The 23,279-nt window shown below is 57.3% G+C and carries 21 protein-coding genes and 1 pseudogene; 3 read left to right on the plus strand and 19 right to left on the minus strand.

The genetic code is table 11. From position 1 onward, the window contains the following. Positions 1-117: 117 nt before the first annotated feature. A pseudogene (locus ACW9UQ_RS11700) lies at positions 118-646 on the plus strand (transposase); the annotation flags it as partial. A 218-nt stretch (positions 647-864) separates the two neighbouring features. Here the strand turns inward: ACW9UQ_RS11700 and ACW9UQ_RS11705 are convergent. The 14 genes from ACW9UQ_RS11705 to ACW9UQ_RS11770 all read right to left on the minus strand — a co-directional run bounded on the left by ACW9UQ_RS11705 (position 865) and on the right by ACW9UQ_RS11770 (position 14,192). Next, positions 865-1,596 (minus strand): hydantoinase B/oxoprolinase family protein, encoded by a 732-nt coding sequence (locus ACW9UQ_RS11705; protein WP_458931200.1) that lies wholly within the window; start codon positions 1,594-1,596, stop codon positions 865-867. Then, positions 1,589-2,674 (minus strand): M24 family metallopeptidase, encoded by a 1,086-nt coding sequence (locus ACW9UQ_RS11710; RefSeq protein WP_458931201.1) that lies wholly within the window; start codon positions 2,672-2,674, stop codon positions 1,589-1,591. Before ACW9UQ_RS11710 ends, ACW9UQ_RS11705 begins: the two co-directional genes overlap by 8 nt. Then, the gene (locus ACW9UQ_RS11715) at positions 2,671-4,326 is read right to left on the minus strand and encodes a hydantoinase B/oxoprolinase family protein (protein ID WP_458931202.1); all 1,656 of its coding nucleotides are present in this window, start codon (positions 4,324-4,326) and stop codon (positions 2,671-2,673) included. The genes ACW9UQ_RS11710 and ACW9UQ_RS11715 overlap by 4 nt, the downstream gene beginning before the upstream one ends. Continuing rightward, on the minus strand, positions 4,323-6,392 hold the full coding sequence (locus ACW9UQ_RS11720; protein ID WP_458931203.1) for a hydantoinase/oxoprolinase family protein: 2,070 nt from the start codon (positions 6,390-6,392) through the stop codon (positions 4,323-4,325). Before ACW9UQ_RS11720 ends, ACW9UQ_RS11715 begins: the two co-directional genes overlap by 4 nt. 1 nt (position 6,393) lies before the next feature. Then, positions 6,394-6,879: a GAF domain-containing protein gene (locus tag ACW9UQ_RS11725; protein ID WP_458931204.1), complete on the minus strand. Its 486-nt coding sequence runs from the start codon at positions 6,877-6,879 to the stop codon at positions 6,394-6,396. Then, positions 6,876-7,673, minus strand: coding sequence for an ABC transporter ATP-binding protein (locus tag ACW9UQ_RS11730; protein WP_458931205.1), 798 nt, complete (start codon positions 7,671-7,673; stop codon positions 6,876-6,878). Before ACW9UQ_RS11730 ends, ACW9UQ_RS11725 begins: the two co-directional genes overlap by 4 nt. Further along, on the minus strand, positions 7,670-8,536 hold the full coding sequence (locus tag ACW9UQ_RS11735; RefSeq protein ID WP_458931206.1) for an ABC transporter ATP-binding protein: 867 nt from the start codon (positions 8,534-8,536) through the stop codon (positions 7,670-7,672). The genes ACW9UQ_RS11730 and ACW9UQ_RS11735 overlap by 4 nt, the downstream gene beginning before the upstream one ends. After that, on the minus strand, positions 8,533-9,366 hold the full coding sequence (locus ACW9UQ_RS11740) for an ABC transporter permease (RefSeq protein ID WP_458931207.1): 834 nt from the start codon (positions 9,364-9,366) through the stop codon (positions 8,533-8,535). The genes ACW9UQ_RS11735 and ACW9UQ_RS11740 overlap by 4 nt, the downstream gene beginning before the upstream one ends. Then, positions 9,363-10,391, minus strand: a complete 1,029-nt coding sequence (locus tag ACW9UQ_RS11745; protein WP_458931208.1) for an ABC transporter permease — start codon at positions 10,389-10,391, stop codon at positions 9,363-9,365. The genes ACW9UQ_RS11740 and ACW9UQ_RS11745 overlap by 4 nt, the downstream gene beginning before the upstream one ends. Positions 10,392-10,478: 87 nt before the next feature. Then, positions 10,479-12,041, minus strand: a complete 1,563-nt coding sequence (locus ACW9UQ_RS11750) for an ABC transporter substrate-binding protein (protein WP_458931209.1) — start codon at positions 12,039-12,041, stop codon at positions 10,479-10,481. Further along, the gene (locus ACW9UQ_RS11755) at positions 12,041-12,694 is read right to left on the minus strand and encodes a helix-turn-helix domain-containing protein (protein ID WP_458931210.1); all 654 of its coding nucleotides are present in this window, start codon (positions 12,692-12,694) and stop codon (positions 12,041-12,043) included. The genes ACW9UQ_RS11750 and ACW9UQ_RS11755 overlap by 1 nt, the downstream gene beginning before the upstream one ends. Further along, entirely contained in the window at positions 12,681-12,944 is a 264-nt protein-coding gene (locus ACW9UQ_RS11760) for a hypothetical protein (RefSeq protein WP_458931211.1), read from the minus strand. The genes ACW9UQ_RS11755 and ACW9UQ_RS11760 overlap by 14 nt, the downstream gene beginning before the upstream one ends. Further along, positions 12,944-13,600, minus strand: coding sequence for a hypothetical protein (locus tag ACW9UQ_RS11765; protein ID WP_458931212.1), 657 nt, complete (start codon positions 13,598-13,600; stop codon positions 12,944-12,946). Before ACW9UQ_RS11765 ends, ACW9UQ_RS11760 begins: the two co-directional genes overlap by 1 nt. Continuing rightward, the gene (locus tag ACW9UQ_RS11770; protein WP_458931213.1) at positions 13,590-14,192 is read right to left on the minus strand and encodes a TetR/AcrR family transcriptional regulator; all 603 of its coding nucleotides are present in this window, start codon (positions 14,190-14,192) and stop codon (positions 13,590-13,592) included. The genes ACW9UQ_RS11765 and ACW9UQ_RS11770 overlap by 11 nt, the downstream gene beginning before the upstream one ends. A gap of 75 nt (positions 14,193-14,267) precedes the next feature. Here ACW9UQ_RS11770 and ACW9UQ_RS11775 point away from each other — a divergent pair, with 75 nt between their 5' ends. Further along, entirely contained in the window at positions 14,268-14,654 is a 387-nt protein-coding gene (locus ACW9UQ_RS11775) for a RidA family protein (protein ID WP_458931214.1), read from the plus strand. 153 nt (positions 14,655-14,807) lie between these two features. On the opposite strand, the gene glmS is transcribed toward ACW9UQ_RS11775, so the two are convergent. Both glmS and glmU read right to left on the minus strand, forming a co-directional pair. Continuing rightward, positions 14,808-16,631: a glutamine--fructose-6-phosphate transaminase (isomerizing) gene (gene glmS, locus ACW9UQ_RS11780; protein WP_458931215.1), complete on the minus strand. Its 1,824-nt coding sequence runs from the start codon at positions 16,629-16,631 to the stop codon at positions 14,808-14,810. Next, entirely contained in the window at positions 16,631-17,980 is a 1,350-nt protein-coding gene (gene glmU, locus ACW9UQ_RS11785) for a bifunctional UDP-N-acetylglucosamine diphosphorylase/glucosamine-1-phosphate N-acetyltransferase GlmU (RefSeq protein ID WP_458931233.1), read from the minus strand. The genes glmS and glmU overlap by 1 nt, the downstream gene beginning before the upstream one ends. Positions 17,981-18,092: 112 nt before the next feature. Here glmU and ACW9UQ_RS11790 point away from each other — a divergent pair, with 112 nt between their 5' ends. Continuing rightward, a complete protein-coding gene (locus tag ACW9UQ_RS11790) occupies positions 18,093-18,755 on the plus strand; it encodes an HAD hydrolase-like protein (protein WP_458931216.1) in 663 nt (220 codons plus the stop codon). Positions 18,756-18,800: 45 nt separating this feature from the next. Here the strand turns inward: ACW9UQ_RS11790 and ACW9UQ_RS11795 are convergent, their stop codons facing one another. The 3 genes from ACW9UQ_RS11795 to ACW9UQ_RS11805 form a co-directional block, all read right to left on the minus strand. After that, the gene (locus ACW9UQ_RS11795) at positions 18,801-19,625 is read right to left on the minus strand and encodes an AraC family transcriptional regulator (RefSeq protein ID WP_458931217.1); all 825 of its coding nucleotides are present in this window, start codon (positions 19,623-19,625) and stop codon (positions 18,801-18,803) included. Positions 19,626-19,809: 184 nt separating this feature from the next. Beyond that, the gene (trpE, locus tag ACW9UQ_RS11800) at positions 19,810-21,324 is read right to left on the minus strand and encodes an anthranilate synthase component I (RefSeq protein ID WP_458931218.1); all 1,515 of its coding nucleotides are present in this window, start codon (positions 21,322-21,324) and stop codon (positions 19,810-19,812) included. Beyond that, positions 21,324-23,207 carry a peptidylprolyl isomerase gene (locus ACW9UQ_RS11805; RefSeq protein ID WP_458931219.1) on the minus strand — a complete coding sequence of 628 codons (1,884 nt, stop codon included), beginning with the start codon at positions 23,205-23,207 and terminating at the stop codon, positions 21,324-21,326. Before ACW9UQ_RS11805 ends, trpE begins: the two co-directional genes overlap by 1 nt. Between the last annotated feature and the right edge of the window lie 72 nt (positions 23,208-23,279).

Consider the following 23,279-nt stretch of genomic DNA (forward strand, 5'->3'; position numbering starts at 1 on the left):
TTGAAGGAATTCAAACGCATCGCAATGAGGGCAGAGAAAACGGATGCCTCCTATGCCGCGATGATCAACCTGTGCGCAGCCATCATAAACTCACGATGAATGTCCACAGACCCTAAAGCGATCCTCTTTGTCGCCGAGAACGGCTGCAAATGGCGGGCTTTGCCGCCGCGGTTCGGCAAGTGGCACACGGTTTACATGCGGATGCGCCGCTGGGCGGACGCGGGCGTGTTGGACCGGCTGTTTGATGCGCTGCAAGAGCATCACATGATCCGCGTATCTGTCGATTGCCTGGGCCTCGACAGCACCAGCGTCAAGGTCCACCCTCCCTCTCAGTGATTGCTTTGCAATCACCTGCCGGGCAACGGACGGCACCGGCGCGCCCAAAAAAACGGCCCGCAGGCGATTGGGAAACCTTGCAATACCAAACCCCAGCGGAGAAATTTGAAGCCTGTGTTGCGGCGATCAGTTGAAACCACACCTGACATTCAGCCTTTCGGGCGGCAATGCGCATGATGCGCCCGAGGGCCGCGCCCTGCTGACCGATTGGGAGGCGCCGATCAAAGGTGTGCCCCTGCTCATGGACCGGGCCTATGAGGGCGATGAGACGCGACAACTGGTGCTCGACTTGGGCATGGTTCCGGTTGTCCGTCAGCCTGTCATCCTCAACCGCCCGCAAAAACCAGGTCAGATCAAACACGGCCTGAGCCTTTCGGAATTTATACTCGATATCGTCCATGGCCTCTAGGCAGTGGACTCATAAAACTGACACCATAGCCTGATAAGGTTGTAAGGGCTCTCGGACTCTGGAGGTGCATCCCTCAAGTCGATGGTCATCCGGTCATCTGATATTGTGACCGCGGCCTTTCAAAAGGTGCCATCATCCTGTTCTTCAACGTGACCCGATGGCAATGCCTGAAGCCCCGCTTTTGCGCGCCGAGCCCCGTTGGTACGGGCCGCCACAATTGCCGCATTCAAAGGACCCGCCCCGTGCCGTTCACAAAGCTGCCCAATGGTCTTGGCCGCGCGGCGTCCGGCAGAAACTTGCGCCCAAAGATCGCCACGCACAAAATCTGGCAGGCGGCTGTTCGTGGCGATGATATCGCCCACGGCTTCGTTGCGTAGACCAGCCTCAAACAGACGTACGATGGGCAGGCGCAAACCTTCGGCGATGATCTCGGTTGTTTTGGTCGACATCGATCCGGGCGTGCGCCCGCCAATGTCGCCCCAATGCGCGATAGAGGCGACCCAGGCGACACGCACCCCTTGCCAAAAGACAGGCTGTGCGACCACAATATCATTCAGATGCGTCACACCGCCATAATTGGGATTGTTGGTAAGATAGACATCGCCCTCGACAATCGTATCGCCCAATTTCGCGATGATGGCCTTAACTGACTTGTCCAAGACTCCGATGAATGACGGGATGCCGGCACCTGAGCTGACCAGTTCACCGTCCGTGTCAAGGACGCCGGTGCCGACATCAAGAACTTCGTAGATAATCGGGCTCATCGCGGTCTTGCGCAACACCTCGAACATCTCAACCGCAGCTGCATCCAGCACCTGCGAAATAACGTCGAGGGTAAACCGATCAGCCATTGATGATTTTCAGATCGCGTGGAAGGTCCGAGAGGATTTCCGGGCCATCGGCGCGCAAGATCACGATGTCCTCAAGGCGGATACCAAAGCGTCCGGGCAGATATATGCCGGGCTCGATTGAGAACACCATACCTTCCTCAAGGACCGTCTGAGACGCGGCAGTGATGTAGGGTGTCTCATGAATTTCGACACCCATCCCATGCCCCGTGCGATGCACAAAATAATCACCATAGCCCGCTTCTGTGATGACGCCCCGCGCCGCATCATCGACCACATGTGCCTTCACGCCGGGTTTGGCGGCGGCCATTGCGGCTTGGACGGCGGCCTCGACGATGGCATGTACCTCAGCGTAGCCATCGGGTGGTGTGCCCATTACAGCCATGCGGGTCATATCGCTGGAATAGCCGTCTTTGCCACCGCCGATATCCATCACCACCGCATCGCCATCTTTCAGGATCGTCTTACCTGTGTGGTGGTGGGGGAAGGCACCGTTGCTGCCCGCGCCGATGATCGTAAACAGCGGCTTTACGTCCTGGGACGCGAAACTGTCACGTATGACATCCGCAACTTGCAGCTCGGACATGCCGGTTTTCATAACGGACCAGGCAGCCTTCATTGCGGTGTCGGCGGACACGGCGTTGCGTTTCAGTTTACCATATTCATCGGTATCTTTGCGCATGCGCAGGGCATCGACAGTAGTCTGTGTGAACTGGCGTTTGGCATTGGGCAAGGCATCTTGCACCAGCCCCGCGAAATCGGCACGCATGGTTTCGTCCAACACGATGCTCTTGGCAGTTGTCGCGCCGGACGCTTGTAGCAGTTCCGCAAAGGCGGCGTCGGGCCCGTCTGCATCGCTCCAGGTATGGAACGGTAAATCGGTTTGTGGCCGCGCACTTTCTGCCTCAAGCGAGGGCATCAAAAAGCCCGCGTAGGTCTGTGTGACACACAGCAACAAGGGGCGTTCATCGCCGTGCGGACGAACATCAAGCAGCCAAGTAAGATGCGCGTTTGGCCCCAATGCGACAAGATCAACGCCGTGTTCGGCCATGGTCTGGCGGAGGTGATTTATGCGGCTCATTCTGTGGTCTCCTCATATCCGTGAACTTCGCGGGCACGTTCGGCCGTCAGAAAACCGTTCTTGATGTCCATCGCCACCGATCCGGGGTTGCGTTTTCTTGGATCGCCAAAGCCCGCACCTGATGACGTGATCACGCGGACAACGTCATCTGTCGTCAGATCAAGGCCCGAGACAAAGGCGTAGTGTTCGGTCTTGCCAGTTATCTTATCGACCTCGATAAAATTGCCAGAACCTTCCTCGCCACCATCCAATGGCCATGGCTTAACAACAGAACGGGTATAGCCCGCCGTCAGAAAACCGCTTTGCGTTCGAATGCGGTATTCAAGAACCAACCCACGCCCGCCGTTGTATTCGCCTTCACCGCCGGGGGCGGTGTTCAGCGCCATCTTGTCGATATACAAGCCATTGCGCGCCTCGGAAATTTCGGCGGGCGTGTTGTAGGTCTCGCCGTGGAAGCCCGAAAAGATGCAGGGATTGCCGTCGCGGCCTCCCCATGCACCCCAGCCACCGATTTGCGGCTCAATGATGGTGTATTGGCGGCCCGTATCGGGGTGGGTGCCGCCCACAAACGTACCGCAGATCGAGCTGAAATGCCCCGCTGGCAGACGTTCGGGCACATGCGGTGCCAAGCAACGCCAGATCAAGTCATAGACCCGTACTTCGGTTTCAAAATAGAACCCGATGGCTGCGGGTTCCTGAGCGTGAAAGACGGTGCCTTCTGTCGTCAGGACTTTCAGCGGCCTGAATGATCCTTCATTGGCGGGCGTTTCAGGGTCAGTAACCGACTTAAACAACATCTGCGCACACACGATTGTCCCATCGCGGCTGGTGTTGGTGCAGCCCTTGTCTTGGGGCGGATTGTCCCGCAGGTCGACGATAAATTCGTCGTCTGTGATGGTGACTTTGACGTTGTAGATACGGCCATCATCTTGAGGTTCTGACAGCTCAAACGTGCCTTTGGGTAGCTTGGCAAGTTCGGCCAGAGCAGTCTTTTCACCAAAGTCCATGAAGCTGTCCATTGCCGTCTTGAACGTGGCTGGCGTGTATTTCGCCGCCAAGTCTTCGAGGCGTTTTGCCCCAATTCGCACCGCGGCAATTGCCGCCCAAACATCACCCAACAGAAAATCGGGCATCCGGCTGTTGCAGGTTATAATGTCCATCACGGCTTGGTCTGTCACACCTTCGCGGATCAATTTGACCGCAGGCAAGCGCAGCCCTTCCTGGAAAATCTCGGTGGCGTCCCCTGATAGGGATCCCGGAGCCATGCCGCCGACATCAGAATTATGCGCGATATTGGCCGTCCATGCGATAATCGCGCCACCGGAAAAGACGGGCATTGCGAGCACCAGATCATTCAAGTGGGTTACGCCGCCGTGCCATGGGTCATTGGTGATGAAAACATCATTTGGCCGGATATCATCGCCGAACTTGGACAGGATGAACTGTACAGATTTGTCCAAGACACCGATGAACGCAGGAATACCTGCACCAGAGGACGCGATCCGCCCTTGCGCATCGGTAATCCCGGTGCCCATGTCCAGCACTTCATAAATGATCGACGACATTGCGGTTTTGCGCATCGCGGCGAACATTTCGTCTGAGGTGGCCTGAAGAGAATTCTGGATGATCTCGAGTGTGATTGGATCGCTCATGATTGACCCTCCAATAGAATATGAATGTTGCCATAGGCATCGATGGAGACGGCGTTGGTCGGGTGGATTACAACCGTTGTTCCGGGGTCTTCGATGATCGCAGGTCCATTGAACGCCATACCTGCACGCAGCTTTTCACCGTCGTAGATTGTGGCGCTGTGTTTGCCTTCAAGCGCGTAGTCGACGTCACGTGTGCCTTTGACGGCCCCGCTTGCGTCTGTGCCGCCCAATGGGGCTGGGATCATCTCCAACTTGCCCACTTCAGCGCGGGCGACAAGGTGGATACCGACCATTTCGACAGGCGCATCGAGGCGATACGTGTATTCACGCTCATACGCACTATGGAAATCGTCTGCTATTTTTGCCAGTGTGCCATCGGTGACGGTGCCGTCCAGCAGAACTTCGGTGGTGTGTTCCTGGTTCTGATAGCGGAACTTACCATAGCGCAGGAATGTAAGCTTGGCGGGGTCAACACCTTCCGCCTTGAACGTCGCACGGGCCTCGTCTTCGGCCTTTGAAAAGACCGCTTCGATCCCGACAGCAGAGCCTTTGGACAAGTCCGCAAGCTGCGTTACAAAGTAATCACGACGCAGGTCTGACATCATCATACCCCATGCAGAAAACACGGATGCGGCGGCTGGTACGACGACCTTTTTGACCTGCAATTCCTGACCCAATGCAACAGCGTGCATCGCACCGCCGCCGCCGAATGCCAGCAAGGTGAAATCGCGCGTATCGTGGCCACGGTTCAGCGACACAAGTTTCAGCGCATTGACCATGTTGTTGTTCGCGATGCGTACAATGCCTTGGGCGGCCTCATCCGTGGTTACGCCCAGCTTGTCACCAATCGCTTTCAGTGCATCACCCGCGCCAGCCATATCTGCAGTGATCGCACCACCGCAAAAGTAGTCTTTGTTAATCCGACCAAGCCAAAGGTTGGCATCTGTCGTCGTCGCATCCGTGCCACCCTTGCCGTAAGCCGCAGGGCCCGGCAAGGCGCCCGCTGATTGCGGACCGACATGCAACTTGCCGAAATCATCGACCCAAGCGATTGACCCGCCGCCATTGCCGATTTCAACCAGATCAACGACTGGTACCATAATCGGATAGCCCGCTGACTTGCGCGAGCGTTCGATCCAGTAGTCGGTCATGATGCGGACTTCGCCACCTTCGATCAGCGAACACTTCGCAGTGGTCCCACCGATGTCGAGCGCGAGGATGTCCGGCTCGCCGATCAGCTGTCCGAGTTCGGCAGCCCCCCAAAACCCAGATGCAGGGCCGCTTTCGACCATCGTGATCGGTACGACGGATGTCGCAGCAAGGCTGTCTACACCGCAATTTGATTGCATGATGTAGGGGCTTTGCGGCAGGCCTTCTTTACGTAGACTTTCGTCAAGATTGCCCAGATAACGCGCTGCAACAGGTTGTACGTAGGCGGACAGAACGGCGGTATTGGATCGCTCATATTCGCGCCATTCGCGGGTGATCTGGTGACTGGCGACAACCGAAACACCGGGCCAGAGGCGCCGAACTTCTGCCAGAACCGCCTCCTCATGGGCAGTATTCGCATAGGAATGAAGCAATGAAATCGCCACCGCTTGCACGCCCTCGGCCCGGAAATGATCGACGATGTCAGACACCCCAGACAAATCAAGCGGAATGCGTTCAGCGCCCAGATAGGTCATGCGACCGGGAACCTCAGCCCGCAGATAGCGCGGCACAAACGGTTCGGGTTTTTCGTAGTGCAGGTTGAAGAAATCGGGGCGGTTGCCGCGCGCAATTTCCAGCGTATCACGGAACCCTTCGGTGGTGATCAGGCCGACGGCGACGCCCTTGCGCTCGGTGAGCGCGTTAATAACGACCGTGGTGCCGTGCACCATAAAATCCACGTCTTTGGGATCAATGCCGCCCTTGGCCATGACATTCTGCACACCGGCTTCGAAGTTGGGCGGCGTCGTGTCGGATTTGGCCGTGGTGATTTTCATGCCCTCTGGGCCGGTTTCAATGGCGACAAGGTCAGTGAAGGTGCCGCCGACGTCTGTGGCAATGCGTTTGGTTATGGACATATCAATTTGCACCTTTGTTCAGGTAGTCATTGAGTAGGAATGCCAATGCGCCGGGTTGCTTCAAGCGTTCGGCCTTTGCCACGCGTTCAGGTGTGAAATGGCCCGCGTTGTGCAAGCAATTAAGCGTCCCGATGACGCTGCCGTTCACGACAATCGGTAGATTCAGACAGCTTTCGCAACCCAGTGATTTAATCAATTCATGATCGGGGAACACAGCCGCGATCTCTTCGATGGAGTTTGCCACGAATGTCTCTTGTCGGCCTTGCACCTGCTCGGTCCAAGGATTGTTTTCGATCGGTTTCTCACCGCTGGTGGCGTAGGCGTCGGGCATGTTGGAGTAATTGCGTCGCGCGACCCCGCGTTCACTGTCAATTCCCATGAGGGTGAACAGCTTTACGCCGATGGTCTTATCGACAAGTGCTTCGAGCGCTTTGAAAGTGGCCATCGGTTGATCTGTCGATGCCATGGCTTCGTTGAAATCGGTCATACACCCTCCGCAAGTTTGTTTCTGAGATTAAGTTCTGCCGCATCAACGACTGGCACAGCGCCAATCAGTTGGCGGGTATAAGCGGTCGTAGGGGCCGAGAATATTTGCGCAGTTTCGCCAAGTTCGACCAACTGGCCGGACTGGAAGACTGCAACGCGATCTGCAATGTTGCGGACAACGGCCAGATCATGGGTGATGAAGATATAGGTCAACCCATGTTCTGCGCGTAAATCGTTGAGCAAGCGCAGGACACGAGCTTGCACGAGTACGTCCAGCGCTGAAGTGGGTTCATCCAGCACCAGCAAGCGAGGATCGCAGGCAAGTGCGCGGGCGATGCTGACCCGCTGACGTTGCCCACCCGATAACGAGGCAGGGGCGCGGGTGCGCATATCTCCGGGAAGGCCAACGGCGTCTAAAGCAGCCTCGACCGCCGCCCACCGCCCGGATTTCCCACCAATATCGTAGACGTCCAGCCCCAAGCGAACCGATGCTCCAATGGACCGTTTGGGATTGAGCGATGACAGGGGGTTTTGTTGAACAAGTTGAATGCGGCGGCGTTGTTCGCCGCTGCGTTTGGCGGACAAGGGCTGCCCATCAAACGCAATCTCGCCGGATGTCGCCGGCAATATCCCAAGGATCATGTTCGCAATTGTGGTTTTGCCAGACCCGCTTTCGCCGACAATAGCGAGGCATTCGCCTGCTTTCACATCCAGCGTCACATCGCTTACCGCATGAACAGGGCCAACTGACGTTTCAAATGTTTTGGTTAATCCATTAAGTGCCAGAAGTGTCATAACGCACCTCCGTGGCTGAAACGGGGAGCGAGGAAATCATCGCTGACCTCTGGCACTTCTGGCAATCCAGCACCCGTGATGCGAGGCACAGCAGACATCAATGCGCGGGTGTAGGCATGTTGCGGGTTGGCAAATAGCGCGTCCGTTGGGCCGTCTTCAACTATGTTGCCACGATAGATGACATAGACGCGGTCTGCGAATTCACGCACGATTCCAAGGTTATGCGAAATGAACAGCACGGACGTTCTGTTTTGTTCAACCAAGTCGCGCATCAGCGTCAAAGTCTGGGCTTGGACAGACACGTCCAGCGCTGTCCCCGGCTCGTCCGCCAAAAGCAATTTTGGTTTGTTCGCGAGCGCCATGGCGATCATCACCCGTTGGTTCATCCCACCTGACAGTTGAAACGGATAAGCCCCTAACACCCTTGCCGGATCGGAGATCGCAACCTCGTCGAGCAAGGTTGCCGCACGGGCCTGGCTGTCCGTTTTGGACAGTTTGGGGGCACGACGGCGCAAGACCTCAGTGAACTGATTGCCGATAGTGAACATCGGATTCAGTGACGATGTCGGGTCTTGAAAGATCATCGACATTTCTGTGCCGCGCAAACCTGCGCGGTCGCGCGCAGACATGGCGTTAATATCCTGGCCATCGAATTGAACTGTGCCATTAATGCGTGCCTTCCGCGTCTCTTGCAACAAGCCCAAAACGATGCGCGCGGTGACGGATTTGCCGGATCCACTTTCACCGACGAGCGCCACTTTTTCACCCGCGGCGATATCAAGGTCGATGCCGTGCAGGACGTCAATTTGCCCGCTCAGGGTTTTGAACCCCAGGTGCAGGTCTTTGATATGCAAAAGGCTCATTCATCTACTCCCAACACATCCCGCAAGCCATCGCCCAGTAGGTTAAAGCCAAACACGGCGACCAGAATGGCGAGGCCGGGAAAGACCGTCAGCCACCAGCTATCGGGCAGATACCGCGCACCTTCGGCGACCATCGACCCAAGGTCAGCGGTCGGGGGCTGCACGCCAAGCCCGAGGAATGACAGGGACGAGGCGATGATGATCACAAAGCCCATGTCGAGCGTCATTTTGGTGATAATCGCCGGGAGGCAATTAGGCAGGATTTCGCGGAATGCGATGTGGCCCGCGCCTGCGCCTATAACCTCGGCGGCCAGCACATAACCTTCTTCGCGCTCGCCGCGTGCGATGGAATAGACCAACCGAGCATACCACGGCCACCACATCGCAGTGACGGCAAGCATGGCGTTGGTCAATGTTGGTTCCAATACGCCCATCATCGCGATCGCTAAAACCAGTGGTGGGATCGATAAGAACACATCGACAAGGCGCATCAGGATCATCTCGAGCCAGCCGCCAATGTAGCCCGCCAAAAGGCCGATCGTGGTGCCGATAGGGACCGCGATTGCGAGGACCACAATGCCGAGTGTCAGGCTGATTTGGTAGGCAAACAGGATGCGGCTAAAGATATCGCGCCCGACCAGATCCGTTCCCATCCAATTGCGGGCAGACGGCGGACGATTGTTGTTGAGAAAATCCACGACAGCACCGTTGTGCGTCGGGAAGGGTACAATCCATGGCGCGAAAATTGCGGCCAGCGTGATAAGACACACAAGGATCAAGCCCAGAAGGCTGAGCGGGTTAGCTGCCAGAATGCGAAGCGTACGGATCATGATGCACCTCGCGTGGAGTAGCGGATGCGCGGGTTCAAAAAGGCGATCATCAAATCGACGATGATGTTCACGATCAAAAATGTGATGGCAATGATCAGGACCGTGCCCATGATCGCATTCAGGTCTTTGCGCAGGATCACAGCGACCCCGTAGCGGGACAGTCCGGGCCATGCAAAGACCGCCTCGATTAGAAACGCGTTGCCCAACATGGCTGCAAAATCGAGACCGATGATGGTCAACGATGGGATCAGTGATGGTTTGAGCACGTAGCTGCGAGCGATACGGGATGGAAAAAAGCCGTAGGCCTGCGCCATTTCGATGTAAGGCTTATCGTAGGTCTCGACCATGTTGGCGCGGGTGAGGCGCGCTGCCTGACCGATGCCGGACAGGGACAGCGCAATAGCGGGCAGGATAAGGTGATGCACCGCACTTCCAAAGGCGGCCCAATTACCCGCCAAAAGCGTGTCGATTGTCAGAAAACCTGTGGTGCGTTCAATGCCGTAGATGTCGGATATGCGCCCTGCGATGGGGAATAGCGGCAAATAGTATGCAAACAGCAACATCAGGATCACCGCCCATACAAACCCCGGAGCCGATACAGCCAGCAGGGCAATCACCCGAACCAGATGGTCAGGCCAACGTCCTTTGTAACGTGCGGCCAAAATGCCAAGAGGCAAACCCACAGCCACCATGATGAAGCCCGCCAGGACCACCAATTCCAACGTCGCAGGCAGGAACTGCGCAATGTCTTGCGTGACCGGACGGTTGGTATAAAGCGACGTGCCCAGATCGCCGCGCAGCACGTCAGTTACGAAATACCCGTATTGCACAGGCAGGGAGGCGTCCAAATGCATCTCTGCCCGCAAGCTCGCGATTTGCTCAGCATTGGCGTTTGGGCCAAGGGCGATGCGGGCTGGATCACCGGGGATGATCCGTGCAATCGCGAAGATCAGCATCGAGACGCCAACAAGCACAATGAGAGAGATGCCTAGCCGGTTCAGCAGCAGGCGGAGAATTCCAGACATGTGGAGCTTCCAAAATTAGCGTGGGCAAACGTTAGGATAGAAAACCGAGGCGCAAACAGCGGTGCCTACGCCCCAGTTCAGGAAAAGTTATTCGCCAGTCATTTCCATCAGGCGGAAGCTGAAGCCCATGCCATCAAGACCGAACGCCATGGCCGGATCGCTGAGTGCCGGAACATGCACACGGTTGGAAGCCGCAAAGACGGACTGACGGTCAAAGCCGTAAATCGTCGGCGCAATTGCCATCAGCCGTGCGTTCAATGCGGAATAGGCCGCCTCACGATCCGCGTCAGATGTGGCTGTGCGGCCCGCGTCCAAAGCCGCATCAACCTCGGCATCGTTCAGGTGTTCTGGCGACTGCCATGTGCCCGGCGCGGAGGAGTCATACATCCCATAGAGCAGCGTGTCTGGATCACCTGTGACGGCGTTCACGAACAGTTGGCTTATGTGCGGCGTGCTTTCGACTTTAGAAACCTGTTCAACAAACAAGGCCCATGGCAGTTTTGTGATGCTGCTTGAGATGCCCAGGGCGCTGAAGTTTGACTGTATCAAAAGCGCGAAACGCTCTTCCAGCGGCACTTCTGCGATCCAGCTGATTTCGATGTTCATCTCAGCAGGGTCGTAGGGGCAATCGGCAAGGTAGGCCTTTGCCGCATCAAGATCCTGTGCCAACGCCATGTCGGCAGGGTTTGCACCAAACATGCCAACCGGGATTGCACCCGTTGACGGGCTACCGCCGGATACATCATCGTTGATCGCGATCATTTGGATCGCCGTGCTGTAATCAAATGCGGCACTGAGTGCCAACCGGCAGTTTATGTTATCAAGCGGCGGTTTTTGCGTGTTCATCTTGATGTAGTACCCGCCTGTACCGCTTTCAGTCAGCAATTGCGCGCCGTCATTGGCAAGCGCCTGAATCACCTCTGGTGGCAACCACTGGCTGGCAATGTCGTGCTCGCCTTGGGCAATCAATGTGCGGACCGTCGCTGGTTCAAGACCGTAACGCAGGTGCACCGTGTCGGGGGCAACATCAGCGACATCAAGGAAGTAGCTGTCTGATTTTACCATAACCGTTTCTTCTTGCGGGTTATGTGACATCACGGAGTAAGCACCAGTACCCGCGCCATTTGCGGTCAGGAATTCCTCGCCCCACTCAGAATCAGAGTTGGCTTTCACCAACTCCATGTCGATGATTGGAAGACGCACCAAAGACGCGATGAACGGCGCATATGGCGTTTCAAGCGTCAGGGTCACGGTTGTGTCGTCAACAGCCTCGGCGGTGACGCCAGCAAAAAGGTACGACAGACCAGAACCCAATGCCTGCATCCGCTCAACAGAGTAAACCACGTCGGCAGCTGTCAGTTTGTTGCCGGATTGGAACATCACGTCGTCGCGCAAATTAAATGTGTACTTTGCGCCATCAACTTCCCAGCTTGCGGCAAGGTGTGGCGTATGGCCGGGGCCGCCCTGCGCAGGCAGCACAAGCGTATCATAGACGTTGAACATCAGAATGCTGTCAGCATAATCGGATGCCTTAGCTGGATCAAGTTCACCAACGGCCACTTCATCAAGCCGCAATACGGTTTCAGCAAACGCGGGACCAGCAAGCGCCGTCGCCGTGCAAAGCGCCGCTATCAAAGTAGTATTTTTCATCATTTTTCTGTTTCTCCGGTTGGATAAGTTGCGGCCTCTTGAGGTGAGGCTTTTTTATGAATTGGGGCGGGTGCATCACCAAAGATATTCATGGTGCCACACCACAGAATAGACGCAGTTGATGTGCTATGATTCCAAGTCGAATGAACGCGGCGACTATCGAAGTGAATCGAAGCGCCTTTTTTCAAGATTTCTGTAGAACCTTCGATCTCGACCGTAATTTCTCCATCAATTATATAGAAGATTTCTTCGCCATGGTGGCTGATGGGCTCCATCCGGTGCCCCGGGGCCTCGTGCACGATGACGGAATGCAGCTTTGAACCTGCAAAGGATGTGGACAGACGCTCATATGACACGTCCGCGTCGGCGACAGAATAAGTCAAACGACTGGCTTCATGCGTGGTTTGAATCGCTGAACTTGGTTGTTCTAGAAAGCTGGTAATTTCAGTTTCAAGAACTGCTGCCAGCGAGGCAAGAGACCCCAAAGAGGGGGCCGTAAGCCCACGCTCTACCTGACTGATGAAGCCGACAGATAGGCCAGCAGCGTCCGCCACTCTTTGCATCGTGAGTTTCAGTTCTTTGCGCCTTGCCCGCAATGCGGCTCCCAGATCGGAGGCAGTATTGTCATTCAATTGGGGATTATTTTTTAGCATAGATAAAAAATTGCATGCACAAAGGATCGCTGTCAACATTTTTTAGTATGGCTAAAGTTAATGCCGCAAAGCGGCTTCGTGCGCATCGCGATTGTTGAGAACGCCGGCGTCGAATGGGCCGTTTGAATTTGACCCGTTCTGACTGGCTCGGATGGCTGGTCTGAGGAAGCGCGCTGCGCCGCCAAAATTTCTTTTCTGCCAGAGCGAGTGATTGCTGCGCTAGCACACGCTGCATCGGAAAAGCTGACATCAAATCTCCTTTTCAACCAGATCGATAATTTGCACGATGAGATCGACGGATTTCACTGGGATGCCATGGCAAGGTAACAAGACCGACGGTGCTGTCGCGGTCAAGAACTCAATTGCCCAGGTTTTGTAAGAACCTGCATCTTTCACGCCATAACGCGGAAAAGTTCCCAACAGGTTCACGCGATCCGCATAGCCTCCCGTAGGGTGGTGTACCGAGCTGAACGCGTCGGTCACAGCTAGGGTGCAATCCACAGGAGACTTCACCTGCAACCAGACTTCCCCCGTTTTAAGGCCATCAGGTTCGTGCAAATCTGCGTTTTCAGGAAGCCTCTCCCGCAATTGATCAAGCACTTCGAACGTCAGTCCGGTCAATTTCTTCAAACGTGGCTGAGCGGCAGCTGAGCAATAGAACGAAGCATGTGGGAAAGCCTCAAGATGGGCTATCAATCCCTTGTTGTGATAGGGGTTGGGGGCCAATATCGCGGTTACTTTTCCCAATTCCTCTTGACGCTGCGCAAGCGCTGTTTCCAGTCCGTTCACCGGGCTGTATAGGCAAAGGCTACCATTGCGTAAGCGGAATATCGTGCAACTTAGTTTATTCGACCTGGCTACATACAAACCGTCGAATCCCTCGATCAATTGGACGTCAGTTGTCATGTGGAGGCTTCCAATTCTGCAACATATCGCACATCAGATCGACGAGGGCGCGCCCCGCCGTTTGGTCTTGATGTATACGGTTCTGTACATGGATGCCCATCACCGCAGACACGAGCGCGGTGGCCAATTGATCAGATGAAATAGAGGTCCGGTTTCCTCGGATCCTTTCCTCATTTTCCAAAGCTTGCAAGAAGTGATCTTTCAACACCGACCAATACGTTCCAGTTGCCTCTGCCAATGCCGGGCTCTGAATCCGTGCGTTCTCAACTCCGGTGTTCACCATAAGACATCCGAACTGACTGGATGTCATCGATCCTGGCGTTACAAGGCCACCGACGAACGAGATGATTTCGGGAATGCCGCCTTCTTTCATGGATGCCATTTCATTCGTGATCGCGGCTTCGCCGTAGTAGTTCAGAGCTTCCAAAAAAAGCCCTTCCTTACCTCCAAATTCTGATCGAATGGCGAATTGGTTGATGCCGGTAATCCGTTCAAGTTCTCGAACGCCAAGGGCTTGGAACCCATGCTGCCAGAAGGCGGTACAGGCTTTCGCGACGGCTTCTTGTCGATCATAGGATTTCGGGCGCGGCATCATTCATTCCATTTGACTTTATCTATACACTCGCATAGATATTGTTTCCATGCAACTGTATAGGAATAACTTCAGATGAGAGATGTGGTTTTCCCTAAGGACAAGCAAGCCAACTACGAAGCATACGGTTACGCTGCGGCGGTCAAAAGTGGCGGGTTTCTTTTTGTATCCGGACAAGTTGGTGTCGACGCGGCAGGGGCTGCGATCATTGATCCAGACACTCAGTTCAACCAGGCATTTACAAACTTGGGTGACGTCCTAAGCGCAGCAGGATGTGGTTTTGATGACGTTGTCGACGTCACCACTTTTCACGTGAGCATGTATGATCACCTCGATGCTTTTTCTACCGCGAAACAGGCTGCCTTTCCGAAGCCTCCGTTCCCGAACTGGACCGCTGTCGGGGTCGTCAATCTCGCGGACCCTAATCTGCTTCTTGAGATCAAAGTCGTCGCCAAGCTATGATGAGCGAGCGAACCAAGTAACCATTCGTCGGCGGCGCAAAGGACCGTCAGGCGGGCCGGATTGCGCCAATTCCTGACTGTTTCAGTCGCAATACGCTTGCCATACGCATGCTGGCAGAGGATTTCAGGCGGTTTTGGTGGCCCTTTCGGGGGGCTACTCTACCGTCACCGATTTCGCCAGATTGCGCGGCTGGTCGACATCGGTGCCTTTGAAGACCGCCGTGTGATAGGCCAGCATCTGGGCGGGCAGGGCGTATAGGATCGGCGCGACGAACGGGTCGACCTGCGGCATCTGCAGTGTCTTCCAGGTGCCGTCAGACGCCGCCTCAAGGCCACGCTGGTCCGAGATCAGCAGCACCTTGCCGGACCGCGCCATCACCTCCTGCATGTTGCTGACGCTCTTGTCGAACAGGGCGTCGCTGGGGGCCATGACGATGACCGGGACGCTTTCGTCGATCAGGGCGATGGGGCCATGTTTCAACTCGCCCGAGGCATAGCCCTCGGCATGTATGTAGCTGATTTCCTTAAGCTTCAGCGCGCCTTCCAGCGCCAGCGGATACATCGAGCCACGGCCCAGAAACAGGATGTCATCGGCCTTGGACAGTTCCGCACAATGGGCGCGCATCTGGTCTTCCAGCGCCAGCGCTTCGGTGATCGCGGCAGGGATATGTTCCAGATGGCTGATCATGCGAGCCTCGGTCCCGGCATCCATATGACCGGTCTGACGCGCCGCTATAATCGCCAGAGAGGCCAGAACCATCAGCTGACAGGTAAACGCCTTGGTCGAGGCCACGCCAATTTCCAGCCCGGCATAGATCGGCAGCGCCAGATCGCTTTCCCGCGCGATGGTCGATGTCGGCACATTGATCACCGACACAATCTGCCCCACCTTCCCGGCGCAATACCGCAAGGCTGCAAGGGTATCCGCGGTCTCACCCGACTGCGAAATGAACACCGCCAGGGTGCGGTCATTTACCGGCGGTTCGCGATAGCGGAACTCTGACGCGACCTCGATTTCCACGGGCAGGCGGGCCTGTTGTTCGAACCAGTATTTGGCCACATGGCAGGCCAGATAGGCGGTACCGCAGGCGACCATGACAATGCGGTCGAAGCGGGTGAAATCAATCTCACCGGCGCGCAGGGCGACACTGCGCCGGTCAGCGCTGATGTAGTGGCTGAGGGCGTAGGAAATGACCGAGGGCTGCTCGTGCATCTCTTTGGCCATGAAGTGTTTATAATTGCCCTTATCGGCATAGACATTCTCGGTCTGGACCGTTGTTTTCGGGCGGCTGACGGCCTGACCGGTTTCGTCATAAACCTGCACGTCTGTCCGGCTAAGCACGGCCCAGTCGCCTTCCTCAAGATAGGAAATCTCTTGCGTCAGGGGGGCCAGCGCCAGCGCGTCCGAGCCGACATACATCTCTCCATCGCCATAGCCGATCGCCAGCGGAGAGCCGCGCCGCGCGGCGATCATCAGATCGTCCTGCCCGTCGAACAGAAAGCACAAGGCAAAGGCCCCCTCCAGCCGGTCAAGCGTGGCTTTTACAGCCTCGGTCGGGGATTTGCCGCTGGCCAGTTCGCTGGCGGTCAGTTGGGCGACGGTTTCGGTGTCGGTTTCGGTGGCAAAGCTATAGCCCTTGGCGGTCAGCTCTTCGCGCAATTCGCGGAAGTTTTCGATGATCCCGTTATGGACCACAGCGATAGGTCCGGCCTTGTGGGGATGGGCGTTAACCTCGTTCGGGGCACCATGGGTGGCCCAGCGGGTATGGCCGATCCCGGCAGTGCCGCGGATCGGGTCGCGCACCAGCGTGTCAGACAGTGCAATCAGCTTACCCACGGCGCGGCGGCGATGCAGGGACCCTTTATGCAGGGTGGCGATCCCGGCGCTGTCATAGCCGCGATATTCCAGCCGTTTAAGCGATTCCAGGATGATCGGGGCGACCTGGTGCTGGCCGAGAATGCCGACAATGCCACACATCAGCCTTTTCCTTTTGCTTTCAACGCACGCAGGCGGGCCATGAATTTTGCCCCCAGCCCGGCCTTGTTCTGTTGACGTGCGCGGCCGAGGGCCAGATCGCCCTCCGGCACATCACCGGTAATGACAGAGCCAGAGCCGATCAGCGCGTCGTCGCCGATCCTGACCGGGGCCACAAGGGCAGAGTTGGAGCCGACAAAAGCACGCGCGCCGATCTCGGTTCGGTGTTTGAAGACACCGTCATAATTGCAGGTGATCGTGCCCGCACCGATATTGGCCGCCGTGCCGATGCTGGCATCGCCAATATAGCTCAGGTGGTTGACCTTCGCCCCTTCGGCGATCTGCGCGGCCTTGACCTCAACGAAATTGCCGATCCGGGCGTCCTCGCCAATCTCGGCCCCGGGGCGCAGCCGGGCAAAGGGGCCAATGGTGGCGCCTTCGCTGATATGGCAGCCCTCAAGATGACAAAAGGCGTTGATGGTGGCCCCGGCTTCGATGGTGACCTCGGGCCCAAAAACGACATTCGGGGCAATGGTGACATCGCGCCCGATCACGGTGTCATGGGCGAAGAAGACGGTTTCGGGTGCGGTCAGCGTGATGCCGTTTTCCAAAGCATCCAGCCGGGCATTGTCCTGAAACACCGCCTCAGCCGTTGCCAGATCCGCGCGGGAATTGACGCCGAGGGTTTCGGCCTCATCACAGGTGACAACGCCGCAGTTCAGGCCCTGACGCTGCGCGATTTCAGCAATGGCGGTCAGATAGTATTCCTGCTGTGCGTTGATGTTATCCAGTTGGTCGACAAGATCGAAAAGAACCTTAGATGATGCGCAAACAACGCCTGAGTTACAAAGGGTTATGGCGAGTTCTTCGGGTGAGGCATCCTTGGCCTCGACGATCGCATGTAACTGATCGCCATCCGCAATCATGCGGCCATAGCGGGCGGGGTCTTCGGCCTCGAAACCCAGAAAAACCACATCCTGTCCGCCCTCGATGGCGCTGGCCATTTCGGTCAGGGTTTCGGTGCGAATAAAGGGCGTGTCGCAGAACAGGACGATGGCCAGACCGTCGAAATCGGACAGCGCGTCCTTTGCCATCCGCACGGCATGGCCGGTGCCCAGCTGTTCTGTCTGCGGTACGCAGATAATGGCCTCATCATGCGAAAGGGCGGCGGTTTCGACGGCCTCAGCCCCGTGGCCGGTCACAACGATTGTGCGGGCCGCCGCGATCCGGTCAGCGGCCTTGAGCGCATGGATCAAAAGCGGCGCACCGGCCAGTTTGTGCAATGCCTTGGGCAGGTCCGAACGCATCCGCGTTCCCTGTCCCGCTGCCAGAATAACCACTGCTGCCTGCATGCCCGTTCCCTTGGTGTTTTCCGGTTCATAGCAGGGGTGTATCGCCACCGCAAAGCCTCTGACGGTTCAGAAATGATTTCAACTCGTTGCAGTCTTGTGGCAGGTAGGGGTCATGCGGGTGGCAGTCTTTGATCTTGATGGGACATTGGCGGATACGTCGGGCGATCTGATCGCGGCGGCGAATGCGTGTTTTGATGAGGATTGGCTGGATCCGGCGAAGGATCAGGCCACTGCTTTTCGCGGCGGGCGGGCCATGCTGCGGCTGGCATTGCAGCGGCAGGGGGCGGTTTCCAATGACAGGATTGAAGCGCTGTTTCCTGAACTTCTGGACTATTACGCCGCCAACATAGACCGCCATACGCGGCTTTATCCCGGAGTGGAGGCCGCATTGGATGCTCTGACCGCTGCGGGATGGACGCTTGCGGTTTGCACCAACAAGCCCGAGGGGCTGGCCGAAACGGTTTTGACCCGTCTGGGCCTGCGCCCCCGCTTTGCTGTGCTGATCGGGGCAGATACCCTGCCGGTGCGTAAGCCTGATCCCGCGCCACTGCTCGAAAGTATTGCACGAAGCGGCGGTGTGCCGGAGCAGGCGGTGCTGATCGGCGACACGGATACGGACCGCAACACCGCCAAGGCTGCAAACGTGCCGTGCATTCTGGTGACCTTTGGCCCGTTGGGTCGCACGGTCGATGAGTTGTCGCCCGAGGGGTTGCTGGATGACTACAGCGCTTTGCCCGATATGCTGGGCAGGATGATCGACCAGGCAAAGCTCTGAGAACCGCCACGCCGCAAAGCCCCTCGGCCAATTAGAGCGTTGTTTTTAAGCCGTGACCGGGATCCAGATTTCCACCACCCCGCAGCCCGTCTGGGGATCGAAGCGTTTGTCGTAAAGCTCAAAATCCGGCGCACCCGACGGGTCCAGGCCCGCATCAGAAAGACTTTTGTTCCAGATCGTATAAACCGTCTTGGGCATGTCCGAGATATGGCCCGAGTGGGTGAAAACGGCATAACGCCCCTCGGGCAGATCAACTGATGCAAAGCCCTCTGTCTGCCCCTTGGCTTCGATCCCTGCCAGATAGCTGAAGTTTCCGGCCTTATCTACATTATAGCAGACACCGTAGGCGGTGCCGATCACGCTGCCGTTGACCTCGTCCTCGCGCGTATTGAAGTCCTGCCAGAGGCCGGGGATTGCGCTGATGTTTTCAAAGCTGCAATCTGCGCTAAGTCCTACGACGCGAAAGGCATCACGGGTCTCTATCCGAGGTTTGGCAACCTCTACGATCATGTCTTTTTTCATTTGTAAGGGCTCCATCCGTGTAAGTGATGACAAGGACCGTGCCTGGCGGACGGTGCTTGGCAGCACGCCAAAGTACCGGGCAAAGGCACGGGTGAAAGCCTCGTGAGATGCATAGCCGGTATCGAGCGCGACCTGCAGGATATCACTATCCCCTTTGGCAAGCACATCTGCCGCCTTGGACAGGCGGCGGGCACGGATATAGGTCATGATCGACATTCCGCTTGTCTGCTGGAACGCTCTGCACATGTGGTGCTGACTGACGGCGCAAATGTCCGACAGGCGCGCCAGGGTCAGAGGTGCGTCCAGATGGGCTTCGATCTGCCATATAAGCCGGTCGAAAAGGGCCATGATGATCTCCGGTCTTTCGGCTTAGGACTATGGCGCAGCGATACGGAGGGCGCTTGATCGTATTTGAGGTTCTGGGGTGCGGATGTTGCAAATCGGGAGTGATCTTGGGGATGGTCGTTCCTGCGAATGGCACCTCAACGACTAAACATCGTTTAACCCGGTCAAGACTGTTGGCATGCCAATTCTAGGTTCGGTTGCGACCATCGAAGAACAGGCTTGCCTCTGCTGCGGCCTGTTTCAGGGCTTTGGATTTGTTGACGGTTTCCTGGAACTCGGCCTCCGGGTCGCTGTCATAGACAACGCCGCCTCCCGCCTGCACGTAAAGGGTCTGGTCCTTGATGACGGCTGTGCGCAGGGCGATGCAGATATCCATATCGCCGCTGGCCGAGAAATAGCCGACACCGCCGCCATAGACGCCGCGTTTTTGGACCTCTAACTCGTCAATGATCTGCATGGCGCGGACCTTGGGCGCACCAGACACCGTACCGGCGGGCAGACCGGCCAGCAGGGCGGAGAGGGCGTCGTGATCTTCGGACAGCTCTCCTTCGACGTTCGAGACGATATGCATCACATGGCTGTAGCGTTCGATGATGAACTGCTCGGTCGGGGTGACGGTCCCGATCTTGGCGACCCGCCCGACATCGTTGCGGCCCAGATCCAGCAGCATCAGATGTTCGGCGCGTTCCTTGGGGTCGGCCAGCAGGTCAGCCTCCAGCGCTTTGTCCTCGGCGGGGGTGGCGCCGCGCGGGCGGGTGCCTGCGATGGGGCGGATGGTGACCTTGCGTTCCTGCACCTGCACCAGGATCTCGGGGCTGGCACCGACCACCTGAAACCCGCCGAAATTGAAGTAGAACATATAGGGGGAGGGGTTGGTGCGTCGCAATGCGCGGTACAGCGCAAAGGGCGACAGATCAAAACGCTGCGACCAGCGCTGTGATGGCACCACCTGAAAGATATCGCCAGCCTTTATGTACTCTTTGGCCTTTTCCACCATCTCAAGATATTGCGCGTGGCTGGTGTTTGAGACCGGTGGCTCGGCCTCGACCAGATCGCCCATATCGCGGCGCTCCGTCACGGCGGGGCGGTCAAGATCGGCGACGGCGTTCATCACCCGTTCAGCCGCCTGCGCAAAGGCGGCGCGGGCGGGCGTTGTGCCATCGTTCCAGACCGGGCTGATCACGATAACCTCCCCCTTCACGCCGTCGACCACAGCGATGATGGTAGGGCGCATCATGATGGCGTCGGGCAGGGAGAGCGGATCGGGGTTGATATCCGGCAGATCTTCGACCAGGCGGATCATGTCATAGCCGAGATAGCCGAACAGACCGGCAGCAATCGGCGGCAGGTCGCCCGGCAGGTCGATGCGGCTTTCGGCAAGGACCCGGCGCAGAGAGGTCAGCGGATCGTCCGCATCGTCCACAAACGCGGCCATATCGTAGCGAGCGGTCCGGTTGAGTGCGGCGGTCTTGCCCTGGCATCGCCAGATCAGATCCGGTTTCATGCCGATGACAGAATAGCGTCCCCGCACCTCGCCGCCGGTGACACTTTCCAGAACAAAGGCATTGTCCTGCCCGCCCGCAAGCTTTTGCATCAGCGAAACCGGCGTATCCAGATCAGCCACCAGGCGCGTCCAGACAACCTGATTGTCGCCGCGCTTATGCGCGGCTTCGAAGTGATCGAATTCGGGGAACAGCCGCACTATCGCATCTGTGACAGAGTTTGGTCGATCAGCGTTTCGTTGATCGACACACCGGCTTCGTTCTGCACGCCTTGTGTGAAACCAAAGAACATATCACGCGCCGCATCATTGGCGATGCGCCCCTGAATAGCGTTGAACTCCGCTTTGTTATCCTCGGCCTCGGGGTCGTAGGGGGTGACCTCGGTCAGGTTCAGAAGGAAGGTGCCGGTGATATCTTCCAGCACCCGGGTCTCGCCAGCTTCCATATCGAACAACTCGTCAGTGGAGGTCGGGGGCATGTCACCGCGCTGATCGCGGCGGCGCAGGGGGGCCTCACCAATGGTCAGTTCAATCCCCTCGTCCTGCAGAACGGCGGCGAGTGTTTTGTCTTCGGTGACCAAAGCGGCAATCCGCTCGGCCTCTTCGCGCATCAGGCGCTGGCGGGTCACATCCTCCCAGTCGGCGCGGACCGCATCCGTGACATCCTCAAGCGGCGGCAATTCCGAGGCGATCACCTCGTCCACCCGCAGTGCGGCAATGCCGTTGTCCTGTAAATCGAACAGGATCGGATCTTCGCCCACTTCCTGGCCAAAGGCTTGCTGACGCACGGACTGGTCTGCGACCAGACCTTCGCCGCCCGTTTCGACCACCTCAAGCGTTGTCAGCACCATATCTGTGTCTGCCGCGATCTCTTCCAGCGGCGTGCCACCGGCCAGTTCATTGCGTGCCGGTTCGATATTGCTGGAGATCACCTCGCCCACGCGGCGGCCAGCCATCAGTTGGCGCAGTTCTTCCTGCGCGTCCTCGAATGGCACGGTATGCGCACCCAGAATGGCATTCAGACGATAGAGAGCCGCCCCAAGATCGGTTTTGACAGGGCCGATCAGGCCGGGATCGGCGGCGGCAAAGATAGCCTCCCCCGAGGCGCCGCTGATATCTTCGCGGCGCAGGCTGCCCATTTCCAGTTCTGCCGGGCTCAGGTCGCGTTCCGCACCGATCTCGGTAAAGGTGGCTTCTTCGCCTTCGATCCGGGCCTTTGCGGCCTTGGCCATTTCCATGTCGGGAAATACGATGCGATCGACAATCCGCCGCTCTGGCTGATCATAGGTTGCCAGATTGGCCTCGTATTCGGCGCGCAGTTCATCCTCGGGGATGTCCATCGTCTCGATCATCACGGTTGGTTGCATGGCAACGATGGTGATCTTGCGCGTCTCGACCGTGCGGTAGGTTTCTTTGTTTTCATCGTAAAAGGTCTGAAGCTCTGCCTCTGTTGGTTCGGGCAATTCGGTGACCCGATTAGCAGGGACCAATGCGATGGCATAGCTGCGTTCTTCGCCAGCATGGCCCAGCAGCGTGCGCGCCATGATATCGGGCATATCCACGCCGCCGCTGATCCCGGCCTCCAGCAGGGTTCGGGCCAGATCGGCACGCAGGCGATCCTCGAACACGCTTGCGCGCAAGCCAGAGTTTTCCAGCGCCAGGTCATAGGACAGTTTATCAAACTCGCCCGATGGTCCGCGGAATTCGCGCCGTTTCACCAATTCGTTGCGCAATTCTTCATCACCGGCTGACAGGCTTAGCGTTTCGGTTTGCTGATCCAGCGCGGCTTGTGTCACCAGTTGACCTACGACCATATCGTCAACGCCCAGCGTCCGCGCCTCTTCCATCGTCAGATTGCGGCCCAGCCGTTGGGAAAACTCTCCGGTGGACAGGCGCATGGACCGCGCAAAGTCGCTGCGCGAGACGGTTTGATCACCAACGGTTGCGACATTCTGGCTGGACAGGCCTGAGGCGACAGAGACCAACTCGTACCCGCCCAGCCCAATTACCGCAGCGATCATCACAATCCAAAGAAATACGCCTGAAGCGCCTTTTTTTCCGCTGCCGCGAAACAGGTTCAGCATGTTGTTCGGTCCATATCGCAAGGGCGCATTTGTTGCGCGTTGACGGCTTTTCTAAGGTGCGGGGCCAGCCGG

This window comes from Halovulum sp. GXIMD14793 (assembly GCF_054457435.1).